24 protein-coding genes are annotated in these 25,395 nt (G+C 75.0%); 13 read left to right on the top strand and 11 right to left on the bottom strand.

The features are described 5' to 3' along the window. Positions 1 to 35: 35 nt before the first annotated feature. From ACFY4B_RS13540 to ACFY4B_RS13525, 4 genes are all read left to right on the top strand, one after another. Positions 36 to 1,229 carry a glycoside hydrolase family 3 N-terminal domain-containing protein gene (locus tag ACFY4B_RS13540; protein ID WP_387967872.1) on the top strand — a complete coding sequence of 398 codons (1,194 nt, stop codon included), beginning with the start codon at positions 36 to 38 and terminating at the stop codon, positions 1,227 to 1,229. A gap of 303 nt (positions 1,230 to 1,532) precedes the next feature. Beyond that, entirely contained in the window at positions 1,533 to 2,000 is a 468-nt protein-coding gene (locus tag ACFY4B_RS13535; protein ID WP_387967870.1) for a hypothetical protein, read from the top strand. Between the two features lie 250 nt (positions 2,001 to 2,250). Next, positions 2,251 to 2,592 carry a helix-turn-helix transcriptional regulator gene (locus tag ACFY4B_RS13530; RefSeq protein WP_049656769.1) on the top strand — a complete coding sequence of 114 codons (342 nt, stop codon included), beginning with the start codon at positions 2,251 to 2,253 and terminating at the stop codon, positions 2,590 to 2,592. Positions 2,593 to 2,635: 43 nt separating this feature from the next. Then, the gene (locus ACFY4B_RS13525; protein WP_049656767.1) at positions 2,636 to 2,827 is read left to right on the top strand and encodes a DUF6126 family protein; all 192 of its coding nucleotides are present in this window, start codon (positions 2,636 to 2,638) and stop codon (positions 2,825 to 2,827) included. A gap of 19 nt (positions 2,828 to 2,846) precedes the next feature. On the opposite strand, the gene ACFY4B_RS13520 is transcribed toward ACFY4B_RS13525, so the two are convergent. Continuing rightward, positions 2,847 to 5,339, bottom strand: coding sequence for a cytochrome P450 (locus tag ACFY4B_RS13520; RefSeq protein ID WP_387967868.1), 2,493 nt, complete (start codon positions 5,337 to 5,339; stop codon positions 2,847 to 2,849). A gap of 341 nt (positions 5,340 to 5,680) precedes the next feature. Here ACFY4B_RS13520 and ACFY4B_RS13515 point away from each other — a divergent pair, with 341 nt between their 5' ends. The 4 genes from ACFY4B_RS13515 (at position 5,681) to galE (ending at position 9,777) form a co-directional block, all read left to right on the top strand. Beyond that, a complete protein-coding gene (locus ACFY4B_RS13515; protein WP_181970906.1) occupies positions 5,681 to 6,445 on the top strand; it encodes a sigma 54 modulation/S30EA ribosomal C-terminal domain-containing protein in 765 nt (254 codons plus the stop codon). Positions 6,446 to 6,497: 52 nt separating this feature from the next. Then, positions 6,498 to 6,959, top strand: coding sequence for a hypothetical protein (locus ACFY4B_RS13510; RefSeq protein WP_387967866.1), 462 nt, complete (start codon positions 6,498 to 6,500; stop codon positions 6,957 to 6,959). 1,020 nt (positions 6,960 to 7,979) lie between these two features. Beyond that, positions 7,980 to 8,630, top strand: a complete 651-nt coding sequence (locus tag ACFY4B_RS13505) for a hypothetical protein (RefSeq protein WP_380737271.1) — start codon at positions 7,980 to 7,982, stop codon at positions 8,628 to 8,630. A 130-nt stretch (positions 8,631 to 8,760) separates the two neighbouring features. Beyond that, positions 8,761 to 9,777: a UDP-glucose 4-epimerase GalE gene (galE, locus tag ACFY4B_RS13500; protein ID WP_049660328.1), complete on the top strand. Its 1,017-nt coding sequence runs from the start codon at positions 8,761 to 8,763 to the stop codon at positions 9,775 to 9,777. 13 nt (positions 9,778 to 9,790) lie between these two features. Here galE and ACFY4B_RS13495 read toward each other — a convergent pair whose 3' ends face one another. Both ACFY4B_RS13495 and ACFY4B_RS13490 read right to left on the bottom strand, forming a co-directional pair. After that, complete coding sequence (locus ACFY4B_RS13495) at positions 9,791 to 10,480, bottom strand: transglycosylase SLT domain-containing protein (RefSeq protein WP_049660326.1); 690 nt, start codon at positions 10,478 to 10,480, stop codon at positions 9,791 to 9,793. 71 nt (positions 10,481 to 10,551) lie between these two features. Beyond that, positions 10,552 to 10,758 (bottom strand): antitoxin, encoded by a 207-nt coding sequence (locus ACFY4B_RS13490; protein ID WP_049660325.1) that lies wholly within the window; start codon positions 10,756 to 10,758, stop codon positions 10,552 to 10,554. A 290-nt stretch (positions 10,759 to 11,048) separates the two neighbouring features. Here ACFY4B_RS13490 and ACFY4B_RS13485 point away from each other — a divergent pair, with 290 nt between their 5' ends. Continuing rightward, complete coding sequence (locus ACFY4B_RS13485; RefSeq protein ID WP_074004891.1) at positions 11,049 to 11,672, top strand: DUF6542 domain-containing protein; 624 nt, start codon at positions 11,049 to 11,051, stop codon at positions 11,670 to 11,672. Continuing rightward, complete coding sequence (locus tag ACFY4B_RS13480) at positions 11,665 to 13,314, top strand: LCP family protein (RefSeq protein ID WP_387967862.1); 1,650 nt, start codon at positions 11,665 to 11,667, stop codon at positions 13,312 to 13,314. The genes ACFY4B_RS13485 and ACFY4B_RS13480 overlap by 8 nt, the downstream gene beginning before the upstream one ends. Before the next feature lie 204 nt (positions 13,315 to 13,518). Here ACFY4B_RS13480 and ACFY4B_RS13475 read toward each other — a convergent pair whose 3' ends face one another. Beyond that, positions 13,519 to 14,328 carry a nucleotidyltransferase domain-containing protein gene (locus tag ACFY4B_RS13475; protein ID WP_380737263.1) on the bottom strand — a complete coding sequence of 270 codons (810 nt, stop codon included), beginning with the start codon at positions 14,326 to 14,328 and terminating at the stop codon, positions 13,519 to 13,521. 121 nt (positions 14,329 to 14,449) lie between these two features. On the opposite strand from ACFY4B_RS13475, the gene ACFY4B_RS13470 reads away from it, so the two are divergent. Continuing rightward, positions 14,450 to 14,884, top strand: coding sequence for a DUF4259 domain-containing protein (locus ACFY4B_RS13470; protein ID WP_049658045.1), 435 nt, complete (start codon positions 14,450 to 14,452; stop codon positions 14,882 to 14,884). Positions 14,885 to 14,926: 42 nt separating this feature from the next. On the opposite strand, the gene ACFY4B_RS13465 is transcribed toward ACFY4B_RS13470, so the two are convergent. Next, the gene (locus ACFY4B_RS13465; RefSeq protein WP_387967859.1) at positions 14,927 to 16,192 is read right to left on the bottom strand and encodes an MFS transporter; all 1,266 of its coding nucleotides are present in this window, start codon (positions 16,190 to 16,192) and stop codon (positions 14,927 to 14,929) included. Positions 16,193 to 16,328: 136 nt separating this feature from the next. Between ACFY4B_RS13465 and ACFY4B_RS13460 the strand changes: the two genes are divergently transcribed. Further along, positions 16,329 to 16,772 carry a helix-turn-helix domain-containing protein gene (locus tag ACFY4B_RS13460; RefSeq protein WP_049658043.1) on the top strand — a complete coding sequence of 148 codons (444 nt, stop codon included), beginning with the start codon at positions 16,329 to 16,331 and terminating at the stop codon, positions 16,770 to 16,772. Positions 16,773 to 16,852: 80 nt separating this feature from the next. Here ACFY4B_RS13460 and ACFY4B_RS13455 read toward each other — a convergent pair whose 3' ends face one another. Then, the gene (locus tag ACFY4B_RS13455; protein WP_387967856.1) at positions 16,853 to 18,166 is read right to left on the bottom strand and encodes a DUF6777 domain-containing protein; all 1,314 of its coding nucleotides are present in this window, start codon (positions 18,164 to 18,166) and stop codon (positions 16,853 to 16,855) included. A gap of 623 nt (positions 18,167 to 18,789) precedes the next feature. Here ACFY4B_RS13455 and ACFY4B_RS13450 point away from each other — a divergent pair. Beyond that, positions 18,790 to 20,130: a streptophobe family protein gene (locus ACFY4B_RS13450; protein ID WP_387967854.1), complete on the top strand. Its 1,341-nt coding sequence runs from the start codon at positions 18,790 to 18,792 to the stop codon at positions 20,128 to 20,130. Positions 20,131 to 20,154: 24 nt separating this feature from the next. Here ACFY4B_RS13450 and ACFY4B_RS13445 read toward each other — a convergent pair whose 3' ends face one another. From ACFY4B_RS13445 to ACFY4B_RS13425, 5 genes are all read right to left on the bottom strand, one after another. Further along, positions 20,155 to 20,652, bottom strand: a complete 498-nt coding sequence (locus tag ACFY4B_RS13445; protein ID WP_387967852.1) for a hypothetical protein — start codon at positions 20,650 to 20,652, stop codon at positions 20,155 to 20,157. A 79-nt stretch (positions 20,653 to 20,731) separates the two neighbouring features. After that, positions 20,732 to 21,106: a DUF1304 domain-containing protein gene (locus tag ACFY4B_RS13440; RefSeq protein ID WP_387967850.1), complete on the bottom strand. Its 375-nt coding sequence runs from the start codon at positions 21,104 to 21,106 to the stop codon at positions 20,732 to 20,734. Then, positions 21,103 to 22,101: a serine/threonine-protein kinase gene (locus ACFY4B_RS13435; protein ID WP_387967990.1), complete on the bottom strand. Its 999-nt coding sequence runs from the start codon at positions 22,099 to 22,101 to the stop codon at positions 21,103 to 21,105. The genes ACFY4B_RS13440 and ACFY4B_RS13435 overlap by 4 nt, the downstream gene beginning before the upstream one ends. A gap of 86 nt (positions 22,102 to 22,187) precedes the next feature. Then, complete coding sequence (locus ACFY4B_RS13430; RefSeq protein ID WP_387967848.1) at positions 22,188 to 22,808, bottom strand: hypothetical protein; 621 nt, start codon at positions 22,806 to 22,808, stop codon at positions 22,188 to 22,190. Positions 22,809 to 22,826: 18 nt separating this feature from the next. After that, entirely contained in the window at positions 22,827 to 25,223 is a 2,397-nt protein-coding gene (locus ACFY4B_RS13425) for an FHA domain-containing protein (protein WP_387967846.1), read from the bottom strand. Positions 25,224 to 25,395: the final 172 nt, after the last annotated feature.

Below are 25,395 nucleotides of genomic sequence, written 5' to 3'. Positions count from 1 at the left end.
GACATGCCGAAGTCACCTGTCGACCGGGAGGCGTGATGGCCCTGTTCCGAAGTGTCGCCCAGTTCGGGGTGGTGCTGGCCGTCATGGGGGCCGCGCTCGGGCCGGTGCCGCTCGGCTCGCCCGCCCCGCCGCGCGGTGCCCCGAGCGCTCCGGGTGCCCCGGGTGCCCCGGACGTCCCGGGTGCACCGGACGAGAGGACCGCGGCGATGGCCGACCTGGGGCAGGAGGACTCCCGGGTGCTCGCCGGGCGGCGGGTCGTGCTGTCGTACCCGGGCCCGACACCGTCGGCCACGACGCTCCAGGCGATCCGGGAGGGCCGGGCCGCCGGGGTGATCCTGTTCGGTGAGAACATCACCAGCCCGGAGCAACTCGCGCAGGCTATAGGCGAGTTGAAGCAGGCCGCCGCCGAGGCGCCGGATCCGCGCCCGCTGCTGCTGATGACCGACCAGGAGGGCGGCAAGGTCCGCCGACTGCCCGGTGCGCCCGAACTCTCCGCCCGCCGTGTCGGGTTGGCGGCGAACCCGGTCGCCGCGGCGGCGGAGTCCGGGGCCGGCGCCGCCCGGACCCTCACCGACGCCGGGCTGAACCTCAACCTCGCCCCGGTGCTCGACGTCTACGACACGCCGGACAACTTCATCGACCACTCCGAGCGCTCCTTCGGCCAGGACCCGGCCAAGGTGGCGGAGTTGGGCAGCGCCTTCCTCACCGCCCAGCAGGGCCTCGGCGTGGCCGCGACCGCCAAGCACTTCCCCGGTCTCGGCGCCGCGCCCCGGGGCGCGAACACCGACGAGAGCCCGGTCACCCTGAACGTCCCGCTGTCGCAGCTCCGCGCCCGCGGCGAGGCCCCGTACCGGGCGGCCATCGCGGCGGGCGTGCGCCTGGTGATGGCCTCCTGGGCGATCTACCCGGCGCTGGACCCGGACCACCCGGCCGGGTTCTCGCACGCGATCATCCAGGGCGAGCTGCGCGGCCGGCTCGGCTTCGACGGCGTGACCGTCACCGACGCCATGGAGGCGGACGCACTGGCCCCGTACGGCGGCCCCGGTGACCGCGCGCTGGCCGCCGCGGCGGCCGGGATGGACCTGATGCTCTGCTCCGGGCGCGACCCCCGGCAGGGCGAGGAGGCCGCCGAGGCGCTGGCCGCCGCCCTGGACGACGGCCGCCTGGACCGGCACGCCTTCAGCGAGGCGGTGGCCCGGGTCGACGCCTTGCGCGGCTCGCTGGGCTGAGCCGGCGGCGGCGGTTAGGAAGCGGCTCGGCGGCGGCTTCGAAGGCGGCTCCGGGGGCGTTCGGAAACGGTTCACCCGGGCTCCACGCGGGCGTCCCCTGGATGGGGGCGCCCGTTCGACTGTCCGGCGCTGATTGCGCCATCGAAGGTTCAGTTTCGGTCGACACCTGACTTCCGAGGGTAAATCCGCCTCATGGCCGAGGAATCGCATGTCAAAGTTTCTGTCGTGGGCCTATGAAATGTCATATGTACCACGTCACCTGTTCCCAGTCCGTCCTCATACCCTCCGAAGGAGGAGGCACCGATGAACCGCATGAGTCGCGCCACCTGGATCGCCGCCGGCGCCGTCACCCTGCTCGCCGCCCCCGTCCCGGCCATCGCCGCGACCCCGGCCGCCGCCACCACCACCGCCACCGTCACCACCTGCGGCTACTCCAGCCTGCAGGCCGGCCTGGCCACCTACGCCTGCGCCGACGTGACGGGTGACAGCGTCGCGGTCTACGGGAAGATCGGCCTGGCCGGCCCGCCGTCCCCGGGCACCCCGTGGCCGCCGGCGCCGAAGGAGCTGGTGACCCACGTGTCGGCCAACGTGACCGGCGGGGCCTCGCTCGGCACCGTGAACGGCCGCACCGTGTTCCAGGTCTCCACCGTGCGGGTCGACGGCATCTCCAGCACGGTGCCGTGCGGGTCCACCGTGCACGTCTCCTTCGACGTCGAGGGCTTCTGGAGCGGGCAGGTCCCGGCCACGGTCGATGTGCCTGTAGTCTGCTGACGTCTCATCACCATGACTGCCGAGCCCGGGAGTTGGCAGCGTCCCGGGCTCGGCTTTCGCATGCCCCGACCCGATCGCGACCGCCCGGCGGAGCGCCCGGTCGGGGCCTTCCGGATTCCGGCGCACCCCGGCGACGCGCGGTGACGACTTGAAGAAATCTTCATCTGTCGCGATGATGCCTACCGGCCGCGGCGGAGATCCCCGCCCGGCCGGACGACCATCCAGCCGGACCCGAGGGAGAGCGCGGACGATGCCGGTGCCGCTGTACCAGGCCAAGGCGGAGTTCTTCCGCACCCTCGGCCACCCCGTACGGATCCGGGTCCTGGAACTGCTCCAGGACGGCCCCCGGCCGGTGCGCGAGCTGCTGGCGGAGATCGAGGTCGAGCCGTCCAACCTCTCCCAGCAGCTCGCGGTGCTGCGCCGCACCCAGCTGGTCACGGCGACCCGTGAGGGCAACACCGTGGTGTACGCGCTCAGCACCCCGGACGTCGCCGAACTGCTGCGCGCGGCCCGCCGGATCCTGACCGAGCTGATCACCGACCAGGGCGCGCTGCTCACCGAGCTGCGCGCCCCCGGCGGTCGGCCCCGCTGAGCCGCGCCCGGCCCGTCCGCCCGATCCGAGGAGAAGCACCACCATGAGCGCCAGCACGAGCGACGACAGCGTGAGCGAGGGCAGTACCAGCGGGAGCGGTACGGGCGGGGACGGTACGAGCGAGGAGAAGCGGCGCCGCAAGGCGATGCTGATCCGCGCGGGCATCTACATCTTCGCCACCCACCTGTTCGCCGGTTTCGTGCTGCTGCTGTTCGCGCTCGGCGGCCGGAAGTAGCGCTCCCGGACCGGGCCGCTCACGGGCGCGCCTCCCGGTCCCGCACGCGGTAGCGGTGGCTGGTGCTGGTCCAGGCCTGCACGCCGGCGACCAGCTCCCGGGTGCCGTCCAGGTACCAGCGCCCGGCCGGGTGGCGGCGCAGCAGGTCGCGGCGCAGCTCCTCGCTCTCCTGCTGAAGCTGCGCCACCCGGGTGCGCACCGCGTGGACCGCCCGGTCGCGGGTGCAGCCGTGGGCCCGCTCGAGGGTGAGCACGGTGTTGAACGCCGTCCCGCCCTGCCGCTCCTCGCGCTTCAGCGAGTAGAGGTCGTTGATCAGCGTGGCGGCGTCGGCGGTGTTGGCGCGCAGCTGGTGCAGCGCGGGTTCCGCGTGCAGCGCGGCCGGGGCGTCGGTGCCGTGGACCCGTTCCATTATGTTCATGAACGGGTAGAGGCAACTGCCGTGCCGGCGCAGCCACATGGTGTCCGTCAGGTCGAGGCCGAGGGCGGGCACGGTGCCGTTGGCGCGGTGGTCGGCCTCGGCGGGGAAGGTGGCCAGGCAGGCCCGCCATTCCCGGGCCGCCCGGGCGCGCCACTCGGGGGACATCGAGGCGGTCTGGCGCTCCCACAACTCCCTCCAGGAGAGCAGTAGTCGACTTTCGGAAGGGCTCCCGCCGCGGGCGCCGTCGAGGACCGCGATCAGCGGGTCGACCACGGCGCGGGCCTGGACGGGGTGGCGGCCGGGCGGGCCGTCGAACCGGTCGTCCAGGATGGTGAACCAGCCCAGCATGTCCACCAGGAGGTCGAGTTCGGTGCCCCGGGCGCGGGGATAGGCGTAGCCGATCAGCTCGTGCAGCGCGTACCCCCGGTAGCGGGGCAGCTCCGCCGGGGTGAGCAGGCCGCGGCGGACCGCCCAGTCGGCGTGCCGGTCGGCGGAGAGGAGCAGGTCGGCACGCGACCGGAGGTCCGCCGGGGCGGCCGGGTCGGCGGGGGCGGTCGCACGGGTGGCGCCGGTGAACGGGCACCGGCCCGACGGCGGCTCACCGGGGGAGGAGGGCACTGTGTCCCCCGGTGAGGAGCCGGTATCACCCTCGCGGGAGGCCGCGGTGGAGCTCCTGCGTGGGGAGCGCGCGCCGCGCGGCGCGAGCCGCACCCGCAGGCCGTGCGCCTGGACCGTCGTCCACACCACCTCGCGGGCCCGGGCACCCGGCACCGCCACCGGCCGCCAGCGCCGCAGGATCGCCGCGGCCGCGACGGTCAGCTCCGCCCAGGCGAAGGCCTCGCCGATGCACTTGTGCTTGCCCGCACCGAACGGCAGGAAGGACGGCCGTCCGGTGCCGCCGGCGTCCTGCCAGCGCTCGGGCCGGAAGCTCATGGGCTCGGGGTAGCGCAGCGGGTCGCGGTGCAGCGCGGTGAGGCTGTACAGCAGTTCGGTGCCGGCCGGGACGCGGTACGGGCCCAGATCGACCGGAACCCGGGCGGTGCGCATCAGGAAGGCGTTCGGCGCGTGCAGCCGCACCACCTCCTGGGTGACGCTGCGGGTGTACGTGAGCCGGGCCAGCGCCTCGAGGGTGGGGACGGTGCCCGCGGGCAGGTGCTCGTCCAGCTCGGCGAGGATCCGGGCCTCCACCTCGGGGTGGCGCAGCAGCTCGTCCAGCAGCCAGGTGAGCGTGGTGGAGACGGTCTCGGTGCCCGCGCCGAACATGGCGATCGCCTCGGACCGCACGTCGGCCTCGGTGAGCGGGCACCCGCTGGCCGGGTCGGTCGCGGCGCGCAGCAGGGCGGGCAGGGTGCGGCGGCCCTCCTCGGCGCCCGCGGCGCGGCCGTTGACGGCCTGGTCGACCACCCGGTTGAGCACCCGGACGGCGTCGTCGAAGCGCCGGTTGACGGGCAGCGGCAGCCGGGCGAGCGCCGGGTTCGGGTAGAGGGACTGGACGATCTGGCCCTTCACCAGGTCCGGCAGCGCCCGGTGGAAGGCGACGGTGGCGTCCTCGCTGAGCCGGGCGTCGAACAGCGTGCGGGTGACGATCTCCAGCGCCAGGTGGTTCATCTCCTTGGCCACGTCGAGGACCTGCCCGGGGCGCCAGCGTCCGGCCCGCTCCTCGGTGACCTGCTGCATCACGGCCAGGTACTCGCCCATCCGGTCCGGGCCGAAGGCCGGCTGGATGATCCGGCGGCGGTCCCGGTGGGCCTGGCCCTCGGACATCAGCAGGCCGTCGCCGAAGGCCGTCTTGAGGGTGTCCTGGACGGCGCCGCGCGGGCAGTCGTGGGCCAGCGCGACGAGCAGGGTGTGGACCAGCCGGGCGTCGGTGACCACGCAGACGGTGCGCGGGCCGAGGCGGATGCGGACCACCCCGCCGTGGCGGGAGAGCGAACCGAGGAAACGGAGCGGGTCGCGGAGCAGGGCACCGGCGTGCCCCAGGCCGGGCAGGGCGCCGGGGGCCAGCGGCGGGACGGCGGCGCGGGCCAGCGGGGACGGGCCGGGTGCGGTTCTCGGGGGGACGATCAGCTTCCGCGTCTCGGTCAGCAGGGACATGACACTACCTCTCACCAGAGGGGCCGGTGCGGGCGATGCCGGGTGGCAGCGGCGGGCCGGCCGGGAGCCGGGGGTCCGCCCAGCGCGGGCCCCGCGCGCGCCCCCGGCGGGAGGGCGCACGTTGAACAAACGCGCCGGTTTCCCGAGCGTTGCGCCGAATGTGCGGGGATCACTCCAACGGCCGAGTGGATCGACCCTTTCGTGCGTGCTCGAAATCCGGTGTTGACCTGCGCCGATGCGACCCTCCGGGCGGTCGGCGGCTCGCCCGCGGGGCAGGGTCTTTGGACCCTCGCCGCACGGGCGTACGAGGGACAGCATGGATGCGAAGAAGGAGGAACCTGATGACCCGTCTGCGCCACCGGCCGGCCCTCGACGTCCGGGTGGAGATCCGCGGTGAGCTGCCCCGCGAGGAGGCCGAGTACGCCCGGGCCCGGGCACTGGCCACCGCCGCGGCGCTCGGCCCCGACACCCACGCGCTGCGACTGCGGCTGACCCGCTCGCGAAACCGCTCGGTGACCCGGCCCGCGCTGGCCCAGGCGGACGTCGAGCTGGCGGGCGTCGGCCCGGTCCGGGTGCAGCTGGCCACCGGCACCGCGCGGGAGTCCGTCGACCTGGTGCTCGGCACACTGGCCGGCCGGGCCGTCCGGCTGCGCGAGCAGGGCGACATCGGCTTCGCCGTCGCGTACGAGAGCGCCTACCGCCCGCAGTTCGCCGACCGTCCGCTCGCCCAGCGGCGGATCGCCCGGCACAAGGCGGTCGTGCTCGCCCGCCGCGGCCCCGAACAGGCCGTGCTCGAACTGCTCGCCCTCGACCGGCGGTTCCACCTCTTCGCGGACGCCGCGACCGGACGGGACGGCCTGGTGCACCGCTGCACGCCGGGCGGCACGGTGGAACTGTGCGCCGCGGGCACCAGCGCGATGCCCCCGCTCGACCTCGCCGAGGCGGCCCGCCGGCTCTGGCTCACCGGCCGCCCGTTCGTCGGCTGGACCGACCCGGGCGACCACCGGGCCCGGGTGCTCTACCGCCGCTTCGACGGCCACTACGGCCTGATAGCGCCGGTATCGGAGGGCCGGATCGGGGCAGGAACCCTGTCGGCACAGGACTGACACCACGACCCGACGACCACACCACCAACTCTCCACGACAGGGGCCGGGACCATGGACTGCGACGAGGTCATGCTGACCGTCCGGATCACCGCCGCCGAGCGCGCGCTGCTGCGCGACCTCGCGCGCGGGCACGGCGGCGACGTCTCCGACGTGGCGGTGGACGGGTTGCTGGAGGTCATCCCCGCGCTGCACGACGACGCCTGCGTCCTGCCGCTGCTACGCGTTCTGGCCAGACCGGCGCCGTTCGCGCTCACGCTCTGGCTGCCCGCGGCGGTCGCGGACCTGCTGCCGCTGCTCGGCGAGCGGCTGGTGCGGACCGGCGGCCCCGCGGCCGGGCCGGCCAGCGCCGCGCTCTCGGCGGCCCTGCGGCTCTGGCTCGGCGGGGACCGGGTCGTCCTGGCGGCCGGGCTGGCCCGGCTGCACGGGGGCTGCGGCGCCGGCGCGACGGCGGCGGTACGGCCCTGGGCGGGTGCGGCGGCCTTCGGCGCGGAGCCGGTGAAGGCCGCGGCCTGACCGTCCGGCGATGTGACGGTACGTCGGATCTGACGGTGCGTCGCAGTCTGGCTGGCAATGGCATGTCCGGGGCGGAAAATCCGCTGGTCAGAGCACTGGTCAGCACCTGCCGACGGGTCTAGCATTCCGTCACGGCCGACGGAGTCGCACGCCCCGGGACTCCGGCCGGGTGGCCGCCACCACCTCCTGCCGGGGAGCGCCCGCCCCCCTGCTCGCGCTCCCCGGCTCCGCCCTGTGCTCGCTCCCCGGCTCCGTCCTGCGCGGTTGCGCCTTGCGCCCAGGGCCGGTTCGGCGTCCCCGGCCGCCACTCGATCGAACGGCCCGGGGATTTTCGCAAGAGGTTTCTGTTATTCCCGCTCGCCCCTCCCGCTCTCCGGAGTGTCGGAAGGCCCGAGCCCCTCCGTCGCAGGGGCACGGGCCGTCGCGCGAGGAGAGGAACGCGATGGGACACCGGAGCAGCGGGCCGCGCCGACGCCGCCGGCCCACCCGCAGGGCGCCCTGGCCGCCGCGGCCCCGCCCCCGACCCCGCCCCCGACCGCGGGGAGGACCGGCTCCCGAGGTGGCCATCAGTCAGATCACGCCGAATTCCGCCGACCCGGGCCGCCGCGTGGTGCTTGGCGGCACGGCGGCCCCGGTCCGGCGCACCGCCCGGCTGCCGCACCCCGAAGCGGTCGCGCGGACGTGTCAACTCGCCGCTGACGGAGGCGGGTTCACCCTCGACGCGGGCGGCGGCCGGAGTCTCCGCAGTCGAACGGCGGCCTCTCTTACCAGAACTGTTCGTTGCTGAAGTCCTCGTGTGCCGAACGGGGTAAGGCTGTTCCTGTGAGCCCGTAAAACCGGTCGGCCCGTACGCCGGCCGAACCCTCCGACCCGAGCCGCCGACGCCCGCGGGCCCCAAGACCCGCAGGCCCGAAGGTCCGTCGCGCCGGGACCGGCCGCCGCCCACCCAGTGGCGGGCCGTTCCCGGCGCCGGCCGTTCCCAGCGTCCCTGCCCCCACACCGCCCCGAGGACCCTCCCGTATGCGAACCCGCCCCCACCTCAGCGCCCTCGCCCTCGCCGCGGCGGCCCTGCTCGCCGCCGCCGCACCCGCCGCCGCCCACGGCGAGAGCGTCCACCTGGACGTCACCGGCCAGCAGAACGGTCGCGTCAGCACCGTCGCGACCTGGGAGAACGACCACGACCCGGTGACCGGGGAGTTCGCCGGCACGCTCTCCGCGACGGCCACCGACGGGCGCGCCGTCGGCCCCTGGCGCCTGGTCACCGCCCCCGGCCGTCCCGGGACGTACACCACCCGGGAGATCCTGCCCGTCGGGCACTGGCGGGTGACGGTGGACTGCTCTTCCCCCGCCCCAGGGCACGGCGAGGGCGAGCTCGACATCGACACCGCGGTGGTCACCGACCCGGCGCCCGCGGGGACGGGGGGCCCGCCGCTCGCCGAGGCCCAGCCGGGGGACGGCTCGCCACGCTCCGCCGAGGTGACCCCCGCCCCGCTCCGGGAGACCACCGCCGGGACGGGGACCACCGCGGCCCCCGTCTCCGCCCGGGAGGCCGCGCCCGGCCGCGTCCACGCGACCACCTCCGACGCCACCGCCTGGGCGGCCATCGGCACCGCCTGCGCGGCCGTCGTCCTGGTCGCCACCGGCCTCTGGCTACGCCGCCACCGCGGCTGAGCCGCCCGGCGCGGGCCGGCCGTCTCCGGGGGAGCGGCCCCGCCGTGGAACCGGCCGGGTGCGAACCGACGTCCCTTCCGGTCACCGGGCGCCACCTGGCGCCCGGACGACCGCAAGGGAGCGCTCGCGCATGAAGAAGGTCCTGATCACCGGCGGCGCGGGATTCATCGGCAGCACCGTCGCCTCCGCCCTGCTCGACCGGGGGATCACCCCGGTCGTGCTGGACGACCTCTCCCGGGGGCGGACCGAGTTCGTCGCGGACCGGCTCTTCTACCGGGGCGACATCGCCGACGCGGCCCTGCTCGACCGGATCTTCGCCGAGCACCCCGACATCGACGCCACCGTGCACTGCGCCGCGAAGATCGTCGTACCGGAGTCCGTGGCCAAGCCGCTGTACTACTACCGGGAGAACGTCGCCAAGACGGTCGAACTCCTGGACGCCCTCCAGCGCCACGGCTGCACCCGGGTCGTCTTCAGCAGCTCCGCCTCGATCTACGCCCCCACCCCCGACGCCCGGGTCGACGAGAGCAGCCCGGTCGACGCCGGCAGCCCGTACGCGCGCACCAAGCAGATGATGGAGCAGGTCCTCCAGGACTGGACCAGGGGCGAGGGCGCCGAGCGCCAACGCGTCATCGCCCTGCGCTACTTCAACCCGATCGGCGCCGACCCGCAGCTGCGCACCGGCCTCCAGGACCTCCGGCCCACCCACGCCCTCGGCAAGCTGATCGAGGCGCACACCACCGGCACCCCGTTCACCGTGACCGGCACCGACTGGGCGACCCGCGACGGCTCCGGCATCCGCGACTACGTCCACGTCCAGGACCTCGCCGAGGCGCACGTCGCGGCGCTGCTCCGGTTCGACGAGGTGATCGCGCCGGGCGTGGCGGACCGCTACCGGGTGATCAACGTCGGCACCGGCGACGGGACCACCGTGCGGGAGCTGATCGCCGCCTTCGAACAGGCCGTCGGCGCCAGTCTCGAGGTGCGGGAGGCCGGGCCGCGGCCCGGGGACGTGATCGGCTGCTACGCCGTCGTGGACACCGCGCGGGACCTGCTCGGCTGGCAGCCGCGGCGCGGCATCGCCGAGGGGGTCGCCGACGCGCTGGCCTGGCGGAGGGTCTGGTCCGCCCGGATCGCCGTCAGCTGACCGCCCGGAGGCGCTACTTCACGGCCTCGCCCGACTTCGACCAGTTGTCCCGCAGGCGGTCGAGGTAGGACTGCGCCTGGGAGCCGATCTTGACGCCCCGGGCGAAGGCCAGCATGTTGCCCGCGCCCGCGTTGTAGCCGAGGGCGACCAGTTCGTCCCGGCTGAGCGACACGCCCGGGCGCGCGGGAAGTTGGGCGGCGAGGTCGTGCAGGTGCCAGGCGGCCGCCTGGACGGCCAGGTCCCGGTCGTCCGGGAGCTCCTCCCACTGCCGGGAGGCGAAGGGGCGGCCGGGCTTGGTGTCGTCGAAGGCGGCCCGGTGCATGTTGGCGATGCCGAAGGAGGCGTCCGGTTTGCCGCGCTGCCAGGCCCGTTCGAGTTCGGGGTCGTGCGGCTTGTACGACTCGTTGTAGAGGATCGCCATCAGCAGCTGCGGGTTGACCCCGGCCTCGGTGGCGTACCGGCGGACCGGCTCCGCGTAGTCGGCCGGGTCGTAGCGGCCCGAGGGCTTCGACGGCTTCGCGGAGCCGCCGGCCGACGGCGCGGAGCCGGACCCGGGGACGGACGGGGCGGCGGCGGTCGGGGAGGGGTCGGCGGAGGCCGCGCCGTCGTGGTCGTTGCCGCGCAGGAGGCCCAGCCCGACCACGACCGCGACGGTGAGCACCAGCCACTGCCCCCAGCCCGGCCCCTTCTTCTCCTCGCTCACCGCTGCCGCCCCTCCCCGTTCGCCCGTGCGGTCGTTCGACCGTCGTGCGGCCGATCGTGTCCTGCGGCAGGTTACTCGGCGGGCTTCTGGTCGCCGTCGAGGTTGCGCAGGAAGTCCTTCGCCTTCTCGACGCCGGTGTCGATCTGCCCGCTGTACTTGCCGTCCGTGCGGTCGTCGATCGCGTCGCCGACCTTGTCCAGGCCCTGCCCGATCACGTCGCCGTGGTCACGGGCGAGGTCGGTGGCCTTGCCCGCGAGGTTCTTCAGACTCTCAAACATGGTGACGCTCTGCTCCTCTGATGCGTTCCTGATGGTGTGCCGACGTGGCGGGGATCATGACCATCCTAACGACGGTCCACCAGGCGGTCGGTCGCTGCCGGGTGGCAGCGGATGACTTTGCTGAAATGGGTTTTGTATGCTCCAGCCCAACCTCTACAGCAATGTAGAGGCTTGGTCCCCACCAGGACGTCACCAGGGCGCCGCCAGGGCCCCGGCAGGACCGACGGCGTCCCGGCACGCGCGGTGGTGCGATCGCGCCGCCGCAGCCGCAACGATCGAGGGAAGTGCGCATGGCCGGTCAGCGGGCGAGAACGCCGTACCAGGACGCGGGACCCCGCACCGAGGACCGCGCCCTGCCCGCCCAGCGCTCCTGGCCGGCCGGTGCGGGAGCCGCAGGCGCCCCCGGGAGGCGCGCGGACACCGCGGCGCCCCGGCAGGTCCGGTCGCCGCGCCCCGGGGCGGCCCGCCGCAGGCAGCAGGCGCGCCGGCGCGGCGGGACGGCGGCCGCGTTCTCGGCGGTCGGGCTGCCGCTGCTCGGAGCGGTCGCGGACGAACTCGACGGGCCGGGCGTCGGCCTCCTGTTCGCGGTGGGCTCGGTGCTCGGGACGGCGGCCGCGGCGCTGCTCTGCAGCCGCACCGGCCGGTGGTGGGTGGTGACGGCCGCTCCGGTCGTGGTGCTGCTCACCGCCTCGGGCGTCGAGTACCTGGCGCACCCCGGGAAGTACCAGGGGAGGAACCTCGGCACCGGCGCGCTGCGCTGGGTGGTCGGGGCGTTCCCGGTGATGGCCGCGGCCGTGGCGGTGGCGCTCGTCGTGGTCGCGGTCCGTGTCACGGCGGCCCGCCGCCGGGCGGTGCCGGAGCGCCGGCGGACCGGCAGGACGGCTGTCCCGGCCGGAAGGGGCCGCCGTGGCTGAGCGCGGCAACAGCCGTACCGGCGGCCGCGGCCAACGCGGGCAGCGCGGTCTGCGCGGCCGGCGCGGCTACGACCCGCGCCGCGCCGCCGCCCCGCTGACCGTCGCCGGGCGCACCCTGGCCTGCACCGTCTCGGTCGCGGTGCTCGGCGCCAGCGGCTTCACCTGGTACGAGTACCGCAGCCTGGACGACGGCATGATCAAGTCCACCGCGCTGAGCGAGGCCAGGAAGAACGCCCCGCCGCACCTCGACAAGTCCGTCAACCTGCTGCTGATCGGCCTGGACAGCCGCAAGGACATGGACGGCAACGACCTGCCCCGGCAGTTCGTGGAGGACGAACTGCACGCCGGCTCCAGCGAGATCGGCGGGTACAACACCAACGCCCTGATCGTGCTGCACATCCCGGCCAACGGCGGCAAGGTCACCGCGCTCTCCGTCCCGCGCGACGACTACGTGCAGACCGTCGGCGCGGACGGGAAGATGCACAAGATCAAGGAGGCGTACGGCATCGCCAAGGAGGCCGCCGAGCAGAAGCTGGCGGGCAAGGGGCTCTCCAAGGCGGCGCTGGAACGGCAGAGCCGCGAGGCCGGCCGCTCGGCGACCATCCGGACCGTGCAGAGCTTCCTGGACGTCCCGATCGACCACTTCGCGGAGGTGAACCTGATCGGCTTCTACGACATCGCCAAGGCGGTCGAGCCGGTCCAGGTCTGCCTCAACCACCCCGTGGACGACCCGATCATCGCCCGGACCGCCACCCACGAGGGCGGCGGCACCGGCCTCAAGCTCCCGGCCGGGATCAGCTCCCTCGACGCCGCGCAGGCGCTCTCCTTCGTCCGCCAGCGCCACCACCTCACCAACGGCGACCTCGACCGCACCCACCGGCAGCAGGCGTTCCTCTCCTCCGTCGAGTACCGGCTCAAGCAGCAGGGCATCCTGAACGACCTCGGGCAGATGCAGAAGCTGTTCGCGGTGGTGAAGAAGGACGTGGTCATCGACAACGAGTGGAACATCCTCGACTTCGCCCAGCAGGCGCCCAACCTGACCGGCGGCAACGTGGAGTTCAACACCCTGCCGATCAGCGGCTTCAAGACGGTCGGCGGGCAGGAGGTCAACACCGTCAACCCGGACCTGATCAGGAAGATCGTCCGGCAGCTCTTCAAGCACGAGCCGGCGCCGGCCGTCCCCGCCGTCGTGCCCGTCGCGCCGTCCGGGGACGCGCCGGGCGATCCGGCCCCGTCGCCCTCCGTGACCCCGACGCCGAGCGCGACGCCCAAGACGGTGGTCGACATCAACGCGGTCGCGGGGGCGGGGGCGGCGGCCAACGAGTCCCGGGCGCTGGCCGAACTCGGCTACCAGACGGGCCGGATCGGCGACGCCCCGGCCAGGACCCGGGCCACCGCGGTCGGGTACGGAGCCGGGGCCAAGGCCGAGGCGCAGCGCCTCGCCGCCCGCTACGGGGTGAACGCGGTCTTCTCGTCGGGGATCCCCGCGGGACGCGTCCTGCTCACCCTCGCCGTCTCCCGCACCCCGAGCCCGACGGCCGTGCCGTCGGCCGCGCCGGGTGAGACCTCCGCCGACTCGGCGGCGGGGCTGCCGATGCAGGGGCCGGCGGTGAAGGCGGGCGGGATCCCGTGCGTGGACTGAAGCCCCTGCGGCGGTGGGGAGTCCAGCCCCGGCCGGGGCTGGTGTCCCGGAGCGGCCGCCGGGTCGAGGGCCTCGACGTACCCGATCCGCCCGCCGACGACGTCCGGGACGAGCGTGCCGTGGGCCGGCGGGAGCGGGACGCACCGGTGGTCCGGGCCGTAGGGCCGGCCGTCCGGGTGCGGTTCCGTCACGGGCGCGGCGCCGTCACGGGCGCGGTGCCTTCACGCCGTGGACGGCGGCGTACTCGGCGGCGAGCCAGGGGCCCAGGTCGTCGACGAGCACGGTGAGGGCGGCCCGGTCGGGGGTGCGGCCGCGGGCGAGGGCGGCGGCGAGGCGTGCTTGGGCGGCGCGCTCGGGGTAGTAGCCGGCGAATATCTCGGCGGAGGCGGCGAGGTCGCTGGTCCAGCCGCCCCAGCGGGGCATGACCAGGGTGAGGCAAGTGCGGACGAGGCGGCGGGAGACGGCGCGGGTGAGGCCGCGCAGTTCGGCCTCCGTGGTGGCGGCGGCCAGGCGCTCGTGCCAGAGCGGGAGGACCAGGGCCAGGTCGCCGTTGGTCTCCCGGGCGAGCAGCGAGGTGGGGCGGTAGCGGGGGAGCCGGGCGGCGAGGTCCTCGCCGAGCAGCGGGGTGCAGAGGCAGGCGACGAACCAGCCGAGGTCGTGGCGTTCGAGCTCGCTCAGCAGGGTGTCCGTGCCGGCCAGCACCACGCCGACCCCGTTCACCTGCGCGAACTCCCCGTCGAGCGCGGCTTCGAGGGCGTCGGCCTCTGCCCGGTCCGCGGCGGTGGGCTCGTGGCGCAGGGCGAGCAGCAGGTCGAGGTCGGAGACGCCGGGGGTGGCGGTGCCGCGCGGGAGGCTGCCGTAGAGGTAGGCGCTGTGCAGCCGGTCGGGGGCGAAGGCCGCGGCGATCCGCTCCCGGGCGGCGGCGACCACCGGCGTGAACGCCGGCGGCACGCGGTCGAGCGAGCCCTCCCGTGCGATGTACCCGTCCCGGTCCAGCCCCTGAATCGTGGTCATGGGGGCACTCTGCCCCACCGCGGTCGGCCCTGACCAGCGAATATCCGTCGGCCCGGCCGATTGTCAGTGCCGTGTGCAAGCATCCGTCGCACACGAACACGAACGGCGTGAGGGGATCGGCATGGGCACCTGGGACATCGGGCACTTCGACAACGACTCGGCGGCGGACTTCTGCGGCGGACTGGACGACGCGGCGCCGGGCGAGCGGGAGGCGCTGCTCCGGTCGGCGCTGCTGTACGCAGTCCGGGCGGAGGAGTTCCTGGACTCGGACGAGGCGGTGGAGGCGGTCGCCTCCGCCGCGCTGGTGGCGGCGCAGTGCCCGGGCGGGGCGGCGGTGACCAGTGCCTACGGGCCCAAGGAGCCGGTCCCGCCGCTCTCCGCCGAGCTGCGCCCGCTCGCGGTGGCGGCGCTCGACCGGGTGGTCGCGGAGGAGTCGGAGCTCGCGGAGCTGTGGGACGAGTCGGGGGAGGCGGCGGCCTGGCGCGAGGGCATACGGACGCTGCGGGAGGTCCTCGCCGCGGCGTCGTCGGCGGAGGCGCCGGTGGCGGACGCGTAGGTGACATGCGCGTAGGCGCCGGGGCCGGTGGCCGATCGGCCGTCAGCGGCGGGCCGCCGTCCACCAGTAGCCGAGCGCGGTGAGGCTGGTGGCGGAGCCGAGCAGGCAGACGGCCGTCCAGCCGCCGTGGTCGTAGACGACGGTGGACAGGATCGCGCCCGCGCCGCACCCGGCGGAGTAGAGCAGCATGTAGCCGGCGGTCAGGCGGCTCTGCGCCTCCGGGCGGACCTGGTAGAGGAGGTGCTGATTGGCGACGTGGACGGACTGCAGGCCGTAGTCGATCACCACCATGGCGAGCACCAGCCACCAGACCGAGTGGGGCAGCAGCGCGGCCGGGAGCCAGCCGACCAGCATGGCCAGCAGGCCGATGCCGGCGGTGCGTTCGGCGCGGCCGCGGTCGGCCTGGCGGCCGGCGTATCCGGCGCCGAGCGCTCCGGCGGCGCCGGCCAGGCCGAAGAGTCCGATCTGGGTGTGGCTGAGGTTGAAGGGAGGCGCGGCGAGCGGGAGCACCATCGGGGTGAGCAGCACGGTGACGGAGGTGAAGCCGAGCAGCGCGAGGACGGCCCGGACCCGGAGCACGCGCTCCTGGGCGAAGAGCGTGAACACCGAGCCGACCAGCCGCGGGTAGCCGATCCGCTCGGCCGCCCGGTGCCGCTCGGACGGGAGGGCGGCCGCGACGGCGAGGGCCATGGCGGCGGTGGCGACGGCGGAGACCACGTAGACGGCGCGCCAGCCGGCCAGGTCGCCGATGGTCCCGGCGACGGTGCGGGCGAGCAGGATGCCGACCACGATGCCGCTGGTCACGGTGCCGACCACCCGCCCCTGGTCGCCCGGGGCGGCGAGTTGGGCGGAGTAGGCGACGACCACCTGGGCGACGACGGCGAGGACGCCGACGGCGGCCATCGCGAGGAGCAGCAGCGGAGCGGAGGGGGCGAGTGCGACGGCGAGGAGGGCGAGGACGGACAGGCCGAGCTGGGAGGTGATCAGGGTGCGGCGGTTGACGTGGTCGCCGAGCGGCACGAGCAGGAGCAGGCCGAGGGCGTAGCCCGTCTGGGTGAGGGTGCCGACCAGGCCGATGGTCGCCGGGGCGATGCCGTAGTCCCGGGCGATCAGGTCGAGCAGTGGCTGCGAGTAGTAGACGTTGGCCACGGCGAGGCCGCAGGCGACGGAGAGCAGCCAGGCGACGGCTGGTGACAGGCCGCGCGGCGGGGCCCCGGTGGGGGTGGCGGCCGGGGCTTCGGCCAGGGCGTCGGCGGTCGGGTCGTCGGCGGTCGGGTCCTCGGCGGACGCGCGGGCGGGTGAGGTCATGGGCGGGACTCCCTCGAAGGGGCATGGTGGTTTCAAAGTGCTACCGCGACACCATGGCATACCCTGGTTTTAATAAGCAACCACGCTCTGATCGGTACGCTGGGCGCCGACCGGTGAGAGCTGAGAGGTGGGAGAAGTGCCGAAACGCACCACGCACGAGGAATCGGCCTGCCCGGTCGCCCGTCCGCTCGACGTCGTCGGCGACGGCTGGACGCTGCTGATCGTCCGTGACGCCTTCGACGGACTGCGCCGCTTCGGGCAGTTCCAGAAGAACCTCGGCCTGGCCAAGAACATCCTGTCCTCCCGCCTGGCCGGCCTGGTCGCCAACGGCGTGTTCGAGCTCGCGCCGGCCGCCGACGGCAGCCCGTACCAGGAGTACGTGCTCACCGAGAAGGGCCGTGCGCTGTTCCCGGTGATCACGGCGCTGCGGCAGTGGGGCGACCAGTGGTTCTTCGAGGAGGGCGAGCCCCGGGCGCGTCTGGTGGACCGCGAGTCCGGTGCGCCCGTCGCGCCGGTCGAGGTGCGCTCGGCGGACGGCCGGGTGCTCGGGCCCGAGGACGCGAAGGTGCTGCTGCCCTGAGGTCCGTGCCCTGAGGCGCGCCGCTGCCACCGGCCGGGTGAGGGTCGATGGCAGCGGGGCGGAGTGGGGCGTGCGCCGGGTCAGCTCGGCGTGGCGGCACTCGCGGTCGGGCAGGGCGGCAGGGTGGACGGCGCGGTGCTCGCGCAGGTCGCGGTCGGCGCCTGGGCGGTGGTGGTCGTCGCCGTGGTCCCGGTTGCCGTCGTGACGGCGGTGGTCGTCGTCGCGGGGGAGGGCGTCCTGGTGACCGGTGCCGGCGTCTGTGTCTGAGTCTGAGTCGGTGTGCCGGTGGTCACCGTGGACGGGGGCGGGGTGCTGGTCGTCGTGGCCGTCCCCGGCGGCTGACCCGAGCTGGTCGCGGACGTGGCTCCGGGGGTCGTCGGGCCCGCGGAGGTGACTCCGGCGCCTGTGGAGCCTGAGGGGGTGGCACCCGAACTCGTCGGCGTGCCGGGCGATGGCGTGCCGGGTGGGGTCGTGCCCGGCGATGTTGCACCAGGCGACGTTGCACCGGGCGAGGTCATGCTGGGGGACGTCGTGCCGGGGGAGGTCGAGGAGGTGGCCGAGGGTGTGGACGGCGTCCACGGGCCCGGCGGCGGGATGCCGGGCACCAGGGGCCCCTTCGGCGGTTCGGCCGGTCGGTCCACGACCTCGACCCGCCCGGTCATCCGGGAGAACCACCCGCCGGTCTCGACGTTCACCAGGATGATCTCGGTCACCGGTCGGGCTGCCGGCACCACGATGATCAGCGTGGACGGCTGGAAGCCCGCCCAGGCCTTCCCGGTGTACCTCGCGTTGCTCACCAGCGCCGGCGGCTTCAGCGGGTTGCCGCAGGAGCAGCGCACCCGGGGCACGCCCTGGGCGTCGACCAGGACGGCGGTGCCCGCCTCCAGTGCGGACTGGTACTCGACCACCGCGCCGCTCTTGTAGGTGTGGTTGGTCACCCGGGTGTCCACCCGCAGGTAGGCGGAGGTCAGCGAGCGCAGGTAGCCGGGGACGTCGGCCTGCGCGATGCCGGCGGCGGAGGCCCAGGCGCGCCCGGTGTCCCCGGTTGAGAGCATCCCGACCAGGCGCTCGGTGTCGCAGCTCGGCTTGCCCATCGACCCGGCGTACAGCCCGGCCGAGCTGCCCTCGACGCTGTGGAGCGAGGTCGGCGAACCGCTCCGGGACGAGGCGCCGCCCGGGTGCTGCGCCGTCGGGGTGACGGTCGGGGCGGGGGTCGGAGCGGGGGTCGGGACGGCGGAGCCGGGTGCGGGGGCGCCCACCCCCTGGGTCTCCACCGACGGGGTGAACGGGTCCGGCCCGGGATCGGCCGGGGCCTGCAGGGCGACCTCGTTCGCGGTCGGCACGGCCGGGTGGTTGCCGCCCTGGTTGTTGACGATCAGCACGGTGGCCACCACGGCCACCGCCACCGTGCCCGCCGCCAGCGCCAGCCCCTTCCCGGAGCGCCACCACGGCGTGCGCGCCCCGCGTCCGGGCCCGCCGGACGACGGCCCGCCGGGCCCGCTCGCGCCGCCCGGTCCGGATGGCCCGCCCGGCCCGCTCGCACCGCCGGGACCACTCGCACTCCCGGCGCCACCCGCCCCGGCGGCCCCGGACGGGCCCGAGGGCGGAGGGGGCGTGGACGGCGGACCGGCCGTACCGCCGCCGGACGGTCGACCGGCCAACGGCCCGGACGGCGGACCGGACGGCGGACCGTGCGGAGGTTCACCGGGCGGGCCGGGCAGGCCGGACGGAGGCGGTTGGGAGGTCATCGAGGCTCCGTTTCGCAGGCGGTCGGCCGACCGGGGCCGGCTCGGGAGGCTCCTGCCAGTGGCTTCCCTTTCTCCCCCGTTGCCCCGTTCGCCGCAACAGCAGGTGCCGGGGCGTCGCCGAGCGTGCCCGCCGACCGTCGGCCACCCTGGAAACCCGGCCGGAACCCGGCCGGGAGTCGACCGGACGTAGAACGGGCGTAGATTCGGAGATCGATCGCGCCGCGTCCGGGCCGGACCCCTGTGCACCCCGCGAGCGACGAGGAGGCGGCATGCAGCAGCCCACCACCCGGGCCGCGGGCCCGCCCGGCGCCGTACGCGGCTGGCTGGACGCGCTCGCCGTGGTGCTGGCCGGGCTGGTCGCGATGGCGGCGGTGGCCGCGCTCGGTCTCTGGCTGGCCGGCGCCGACGACCTCCCGGACGGCGGCTTCCCCGCCGTGCTGGCGGCGACGCTCGCCCTCGCCGTCGGCGGCACCGTCGAACTCGACGGCGGCGCCGGGGACTTCGCGGCGGTCGGGGCCGGGATCAGCGCGATGCCGCTGAGCGTCTCGGTGGTCGGCGCGGTCGCGATGGCCGAGGTGTTCCTGCGCCAGCTGCGCTTCCGCGCGGTCGCGGGCGGCGGTGAGCTGCTCGGGCGGATCGGCCGGACGGTGCTGCTCTGGGTGCTCGCCCTGGTGCTGCTCACCCTCGGCGCCCGGCACAGCTTCGTCGTCCCGCTCGGCGGCGACCTGGCCCAGTCGATCGGCGGCGCGCTCGGGCTGACCCCGGAGGTCGGCTTCCGCGCGGACGGCCCGACCACCGTGGGCATCGGGCTGGCCTGGCTGCTGGTGGTGTTCGCGGTCACCTTCGCGGTGTCCCGGCGGGCCCCGCTGCCGCCCGCCCTGGTGCGCTACCAACTCGCCGTCCGCCCGCCCGCGTTCGCGCTCTGGCTGGTCCTGCTGGCGTACCTGGCGATCGGTGCGGTGGCCGGGGTGCTGACCGCGGTCGTGCACGGGAACCCCCGGCAGACCCTGGCCGTGGTGCTGCTCGCGCTGCCCGACCTGGTCTGGCTGGCCTTCGGCATCGGGCTCGGCGCCACGTGGCACGGGCGGCTGGTCGGCGGGCTCGGCCTGCCCGTCCCCAAGCCGCTCAGCGCGGTGCTGCGCACCCCCGGGGGCGGGCCGGCGACCATCGACCTCGGCACCCTCGCGGAGCAGGACGCCCGCAGCTGGTGGCTGCTGCCGTTGGCCGCCGTCCTGCTGCTCGCCGCCGCCTTCCTGGCGGCCCGCCGCGCGCCGCGCACCGTCCGGCTCTGGCGGCACGCCGTCCGGTTCGCGCTCGCCACCGCCGTCACCGTGCTGCTGGTGGGTCTGTGGACCCGGGTGGACGCCGACTACGGGCTCTCCGTGCTCGGTGTCGGCCTCGGCCAGGGCGGCCTGGGCGACCTGCTGGGCGCCGTGCTCGGCGGCGGCAACCCGCTGGCCGGGCTGGGCGGCGGGAGCCTCACCCTGCGCCCGGTGCTCTGGACGGCGGTGCCGCTCGCGGCGGGCTGGGGGCTGCTGACCGGCGCGCTCGGCGCCCTGCTCGCCACCCGGGTGCGGCACCGCGGCGAGGTACCGGCGGACGCCGAGTGACGGGTGCGGCGGCCGTGGCCCGGCTCAGAACAGCCGGTGGCCCCGTACCCACATGGTCTTGCGGCCGTCGGCCCGGATGAGCCGGAGTTTCCCGATGCCGTCGTGGATGCCCGCACTGAGCAGCAGCGACGGTCCGACGACCACGCCCGCGGCGGCCAGCGCGAAGAGCAGGCCGATGTTGTCGACGGCCTGGTCGTCGCCCTCCTCGACGGTCCGGCCGCCCAGCTGGACCAGCATCGGGACGAGGGCCAGCAGCGAGAGCACCAGCAGCCAGCCCACCGTCCGGTGGACCAGCCGCTTGACCCGCGCCCTGGTGGCGGTCTCCACCCGGACGGAGAAGGAACGCCGGCAGCGCGGGCAGATGACGCCGATCTCCTTGTTGCCGCCGGTGGGCCGGGGCGAGCCGCCCTCCGGCAGGTGTGCGACGCTCCAGCTGACCTTCGTCGAGGTGAGGCCCTGCTGGACGCTCACCCGACAGCCGAGGCCGACGACGTACCGGTCGGTGATCGGGATCTTCGCCACTGCTGCCACCCCCAGCCGCCGCGACCGTCGCGGGGTAGGCGGAGTTTAGCCGTACGCCTGAAGAGATGGTGATGAAACGTCAGAAAGCCTCCGTCAGAAGGATGATCGCCGCCGGGACGGCCTGGCCGAGTGCACCGCGCCACAGCTTCGGCTCCGAGGTGAACAGGGTGATCCCGCCCGCGACCATGAACGCGGCGACGTAGAGCACCACCGCCCGCCCGGCCTCCGGGTGTCCGGTGTGCAGCAGGACCAGGCCGGCGACCAGGCCGAGGGCCAGGAAGAGGTTGTAGAAACCGACGTTGACGCGCCACAGCCGGACCTCCGGGGCGTCCGCGGTGCTGCCGGTCAGCACGCGGCGCACCCGCGGGTGCCCGTACAGGAAGCTCTCCAGCGGCCAGACGATCAGGTGGATCGCCGCGGCGACCACGGCGAAGACCTGGCTCACGGCGTTCATGACGGACGGCTCCCTGCGGGCGGCGACGGCGGCGGGTGGATGACCGGTGCGGCCCAGGCGGGCGGCCCGGGCACCGAGCGCGGGTCGGGGGCGAGCGCGGGGACGACCCGGGTGGGCGGCCCGTCGGCGCGCCACGGTTCCGGCGCGGCGGCGGTGCTCGCCGCGCGCAGCTCGGCGACGAAGTCCAGGCAGTTCGGGTACCGCTTCCCGGGCGTCTTGGCCAGCGCCCGGGCGACCACCGCGCCGACGGCGGCCGGCAGGTCGGGCCGGTGTTCGCGCAGCGCGGGCGGCGGGTCGTTGAGGTGCGCCCAGAGCAGCGCGAGGTCGCTCTCCCGGCGGAACGGCGGGGCGCCCGCGAGCATCTCGAAGACCACGCAGCCGAGGCCGTACTGGTCGCAGCGCCCGTCCAGCGGCCTGCCGGAGATCTGCTCGGGCGCCGCGTAGTCGAGCGTGCCGACGATCTGGCCGACGGTGGTCAGCCCGCTGAGCGAGAGGGACTTCTTGGTCAGGCCGAAGTCCGCCAGGTACAGGTGCTCGGGGTGCTCGCTGTCCGTCCCGGCGGCGACCAGGACGTTGCCCGGCTTGACGTCCCGGTGCACCAGGCCGTGGTCGTGCGCGGCGTCCAGCGCCGAGGCGATCTGGAGGGCGAACCGGACGGCCCGCCCGACCGGGAACGGGCCGGAGCGGTTGATCAGGGCGCGCAGGTCGCCGCCCTCCACGTAGCGCATCGCGAGGTACAGGATGCCGTCCTGTTCGCCCGCTTCGAACACCGGGATGATGTGCGGGTGGTCGATCGCGGCGGCGGCCTCCGACTCGTGCATGAACCGCTGCCGGAACACCTCGTTGCGGGCCAGCTCGGGGGCGAGCAGCTTGACCGCGACGGTCCGGCCGAGCCGCAGGTCCTTGGCCCGGTAGACCACGGCCATGCCGCCGCGCCCGATCTCGTTCTCCAGCCGGTAGCCGGCGACCCGCCGCCCGACCAGCCCGGCGGGCAGACCGGTGGCGTCCCGCTCGGTGGCATCCCGCTTGGCGCCGTCGCGTGCGGCGGACGGCCGCTCGACGCCGTCGCGCTCGGCGGAGGTCACGGCTCACCGGTCCGGGTGGGGGCGGACGGGCCCTTCGCGGACGGGCCCTCCGCGGACGGGCCCGCCGCGGACGGGCCCGCCGCGGACGGGCCGTGCGAGGGCGCGGGCGCGGGCGACGGCGCGGGCGAGGGGCTGGGCCGGTCGGTGGCCGCGTACGTCTGGAGCTGGAGCCCGTCGCCGTAGCACCAGCGGTCGTGCACCGGGTCGAACAGCCAGACCGCCTCGCCGTCCACCACCAGGCCGATCCGCAGGCCCCGGGTGCGCTCCCGGAAGGCCCCCAGGTCGAGGGTGCCGCTGGCGAGCTCCTCCAGCAGGGCGCGGTAGCGGTCGAGTGCGCCCCCGGCCTCGGCGAGCGCCGGTCGCGGGTCGGCGGTCCGCGCGGGCGGGCCGCCGGCGGCGGGCGGTGGCTGCGGCAGCGCGACCAGCAGGCGGCCGTCCACCCAGGCGGTCCAGCCGTTGGAGCAGAGGATCCGCGCCCAGTCGCCCCGGCGGTCGACCAGTTGCAGCGGCAGCAGCGCGTCGAGCCGGGCGTCGGGCCGGGCCGGGTCGGGTGCCGCCCAGGAGGCCATCCCGTCCGGCGGGGCGACGTGGGTGGGGCGGAACGCGAACTCGTCCATGCGGCGGTCGCCCTTCCGCTAGCGCCGCATGATGCTCGGCTCGTGCCGCCGCAGCAGGGCCAGCACCACCAGGCCGTACAGCAGCGAGAGCGCGGGCAGCAGCGCGATGCCCACCAGCCAGCCGGAGCGCTGGTGCCGGAACATCGGGTCGGCGGTGATCGCGTTCGGGAAGATGCCGTGCAGCTCGACGGTGCGCGCCATCGCCGACAGGCCCCAGCGGGACGGGACCAGCCAGGCGAACTGCTCCAGCCCCGGGACGCCGTGCAGCTTGAGCATCAGGCCGCTGAAGACGATCTGCACCACCGAGAGGAGCACCAGCAGCGGCATGGTGGCCTCCTCCTTGCCCACCAGCGCCGAGACCACCAGGCCGAGCATCATCGCCGAGAAGGCGAGCAGCGCGACCGCGAGGATCAGTTCGGGCAGCTGCGGCATCACCACCCCGGTCGGCACCGCGAAGGAGAGGTCCACCCCGGCCAGGCCGACCACGGTCAGCACCGCGGCCTGGGCCACCGTGACCGTGCCGAGCACCACCACCTTGGAGACCAGGTAGGCCGATCTGGACAGCCCGACCACCCGCTCCCGCCGGTAGATCGCGCGCTCCTTGACCAGCTCGCGCACCGAGTTGGCGGCGCCGGTGAGCAGCCCGCCGATGCAGAGCGTGAGCAGGCAGTTGACGGCGTTGTCGGGGGAGAGCCGGGAGCCGGCCATCGCCCGGCACATCAGGCCGATCACGAAGGGCAGCACCACCATGATGGTGAGGAAGAGCCGGTCGGCGGCCAGCACCGCGGTGTACCGGCGTACCAGGGTGCCCAGTTGGGAGAACCAGCCCTGCGGCTTGTCCCAGTCGATCACGGGCGCGGCGGGCGTGGCCGAAGCGGCGGGCTCGTGCGGGGTCGGGTGCGGATGGGGGTGCGGACGGGGCGACGGCGTCGGCCCGCCCTCGGCCGCCACGTAGCGCGCGTACTGCGGGGAGCCGCGGAACCGCTGCTGCCAGCTGTCGTGGTCCTCGTCCTCGAAGGCCTCGAAGGCCTCGAAGGCCTCCGGCCACTCCTCGTAGCCGAAGAAGCCCAGCGCCTCGCCGGGCGGCCCGTAGTACGCCGTCCGCCCGCCCGGGGCCAGCACCAGCAGCCGGTCGCAGACGCTCAGGCTCAGTACGCTGTGCGTCACCACGACCACCGTCCGGCCGTCGTCGGCGAGCCCGCGCAGCATCCGCATCACCGAGCGCTCCATGCCCGGGTCCAGCCCGGAGGTCGGCTCGTCGAGGAAGAGCAGGGACGGCTTGGTGAGCAGCTCCAGCGCGACGCTGACCCGTTTGCGCTGGCCGCCGGAGAGGCTGGCGATCACCTGGTCGGCGCGGCCGTCCAGGCCCAGTTCGTGGATCACCTCGCGGACCCGGGCCTCCCGCTCGTGCGGGTCGGTGTCGCCGGGGAAGCGCAGCTCGGCGGCGTAGGACAGGGCGCGGTGGACGGTGAGCTGGGTGTGCAGGATGTCGTCCTGCGGCACCAGGCCGATCCGGCGGCGCAGCTCGGCGTAGTCGCGGTAGAGGTCGCGCCCGTCGTACAGCACCGTGCCCTGGTCGGCGGGGCGCAGCCCGGTGAGCGCGTTGAGCAGGGTGGACTTGCCCGCGCCGCTCGGCCCGGCCACCGCGAGCAGCGCCTTCTCGGCGAGCGGGAAGCCGACGTCGTCCAGCAGCACCCGGTGGTCGGGGCCGACCCGGACCACCAGGTGCCGGACGTCCAGGGAGACCTCGCCGGTGTCGGTGTACTCGACCAGCCGGCCGTCGGCCAGGCAGAGCGCGGAGTGGCCGATGCCGACGATGTCCGCCGGGCCGACCGGGGCGCGCTGGACGGGGCGGCCGTTGAGGTAGGTGCCGTTGTGGCTGTCCAGGTCGACGATCTCGTGGCCGCCGTCGGGCAGCGCGCGCAGTTCGGCGTGGTACCGGGAGACCACCAGGTTGTCCAGGACCAGGTCGTTGTCGCGCGAGCGGCCGATCCGGACGGTGCGGCCGAGCAGCCGGTGGACGGCGCTCGGACGGCGGAAGGTGCCGGAGAGGTGCGGGGCGACCAGCGACGGCCGCTTGTGCGCGGTGGGTGCCGGAAGGCCGGCGAAGGCCGCGGACGGGCCGTCGGCCGGGTCGCCGAAGCGCAGCCGGGTGCCCGGGCCGACCTCCTCGCGGCTGACCCGCCGGCCCTCGTCGTACGTGCCGTTGGTGCTGTCGACGTCCTCCAGCAGCCAGTGCCCTCCGGTGGCGCGCAGGATCGCGTGGTGCCAGGACACCCGGGGGTCGTCCAGGACGATCTCGCTGGTCGGGTCGCGGCCGAGGTGGTAGGCCCGGGTCGGGTCGATCACCCGCGACGCGGTGCCGGTGACCAGGACGAGGGGCGGCGCGGAGGGTGCGCCGGGGCGCTCTCCCATGCTGCGCATTCTATCGCCGTCGCTGTCGCCGCACCGGCCGAAGAGCCCTGCCGGAGTGCGGGATTGGACTGGACCACTGCCTCCGCGCGCCACTATCGTTCGGCGTGCCCGCGGATCGCGCGCCGCCGGAACGCGCCCGCGCGTCACCGGGAGTCGTCGAGTGCTTCGGAAC

Origin of the sequence: Kitasatospora sp. NPDC001261 (assembly GCF_042896795.1) — a bacterium.
GTDB lineage: Bacteria > Actinomycetota > Actinomycetes > Streptomycetales > Streptomycetaceae > Kitasatospora.
This window is presented reverse-complemented; position numbering and strand designations above follow the sequence as displayed.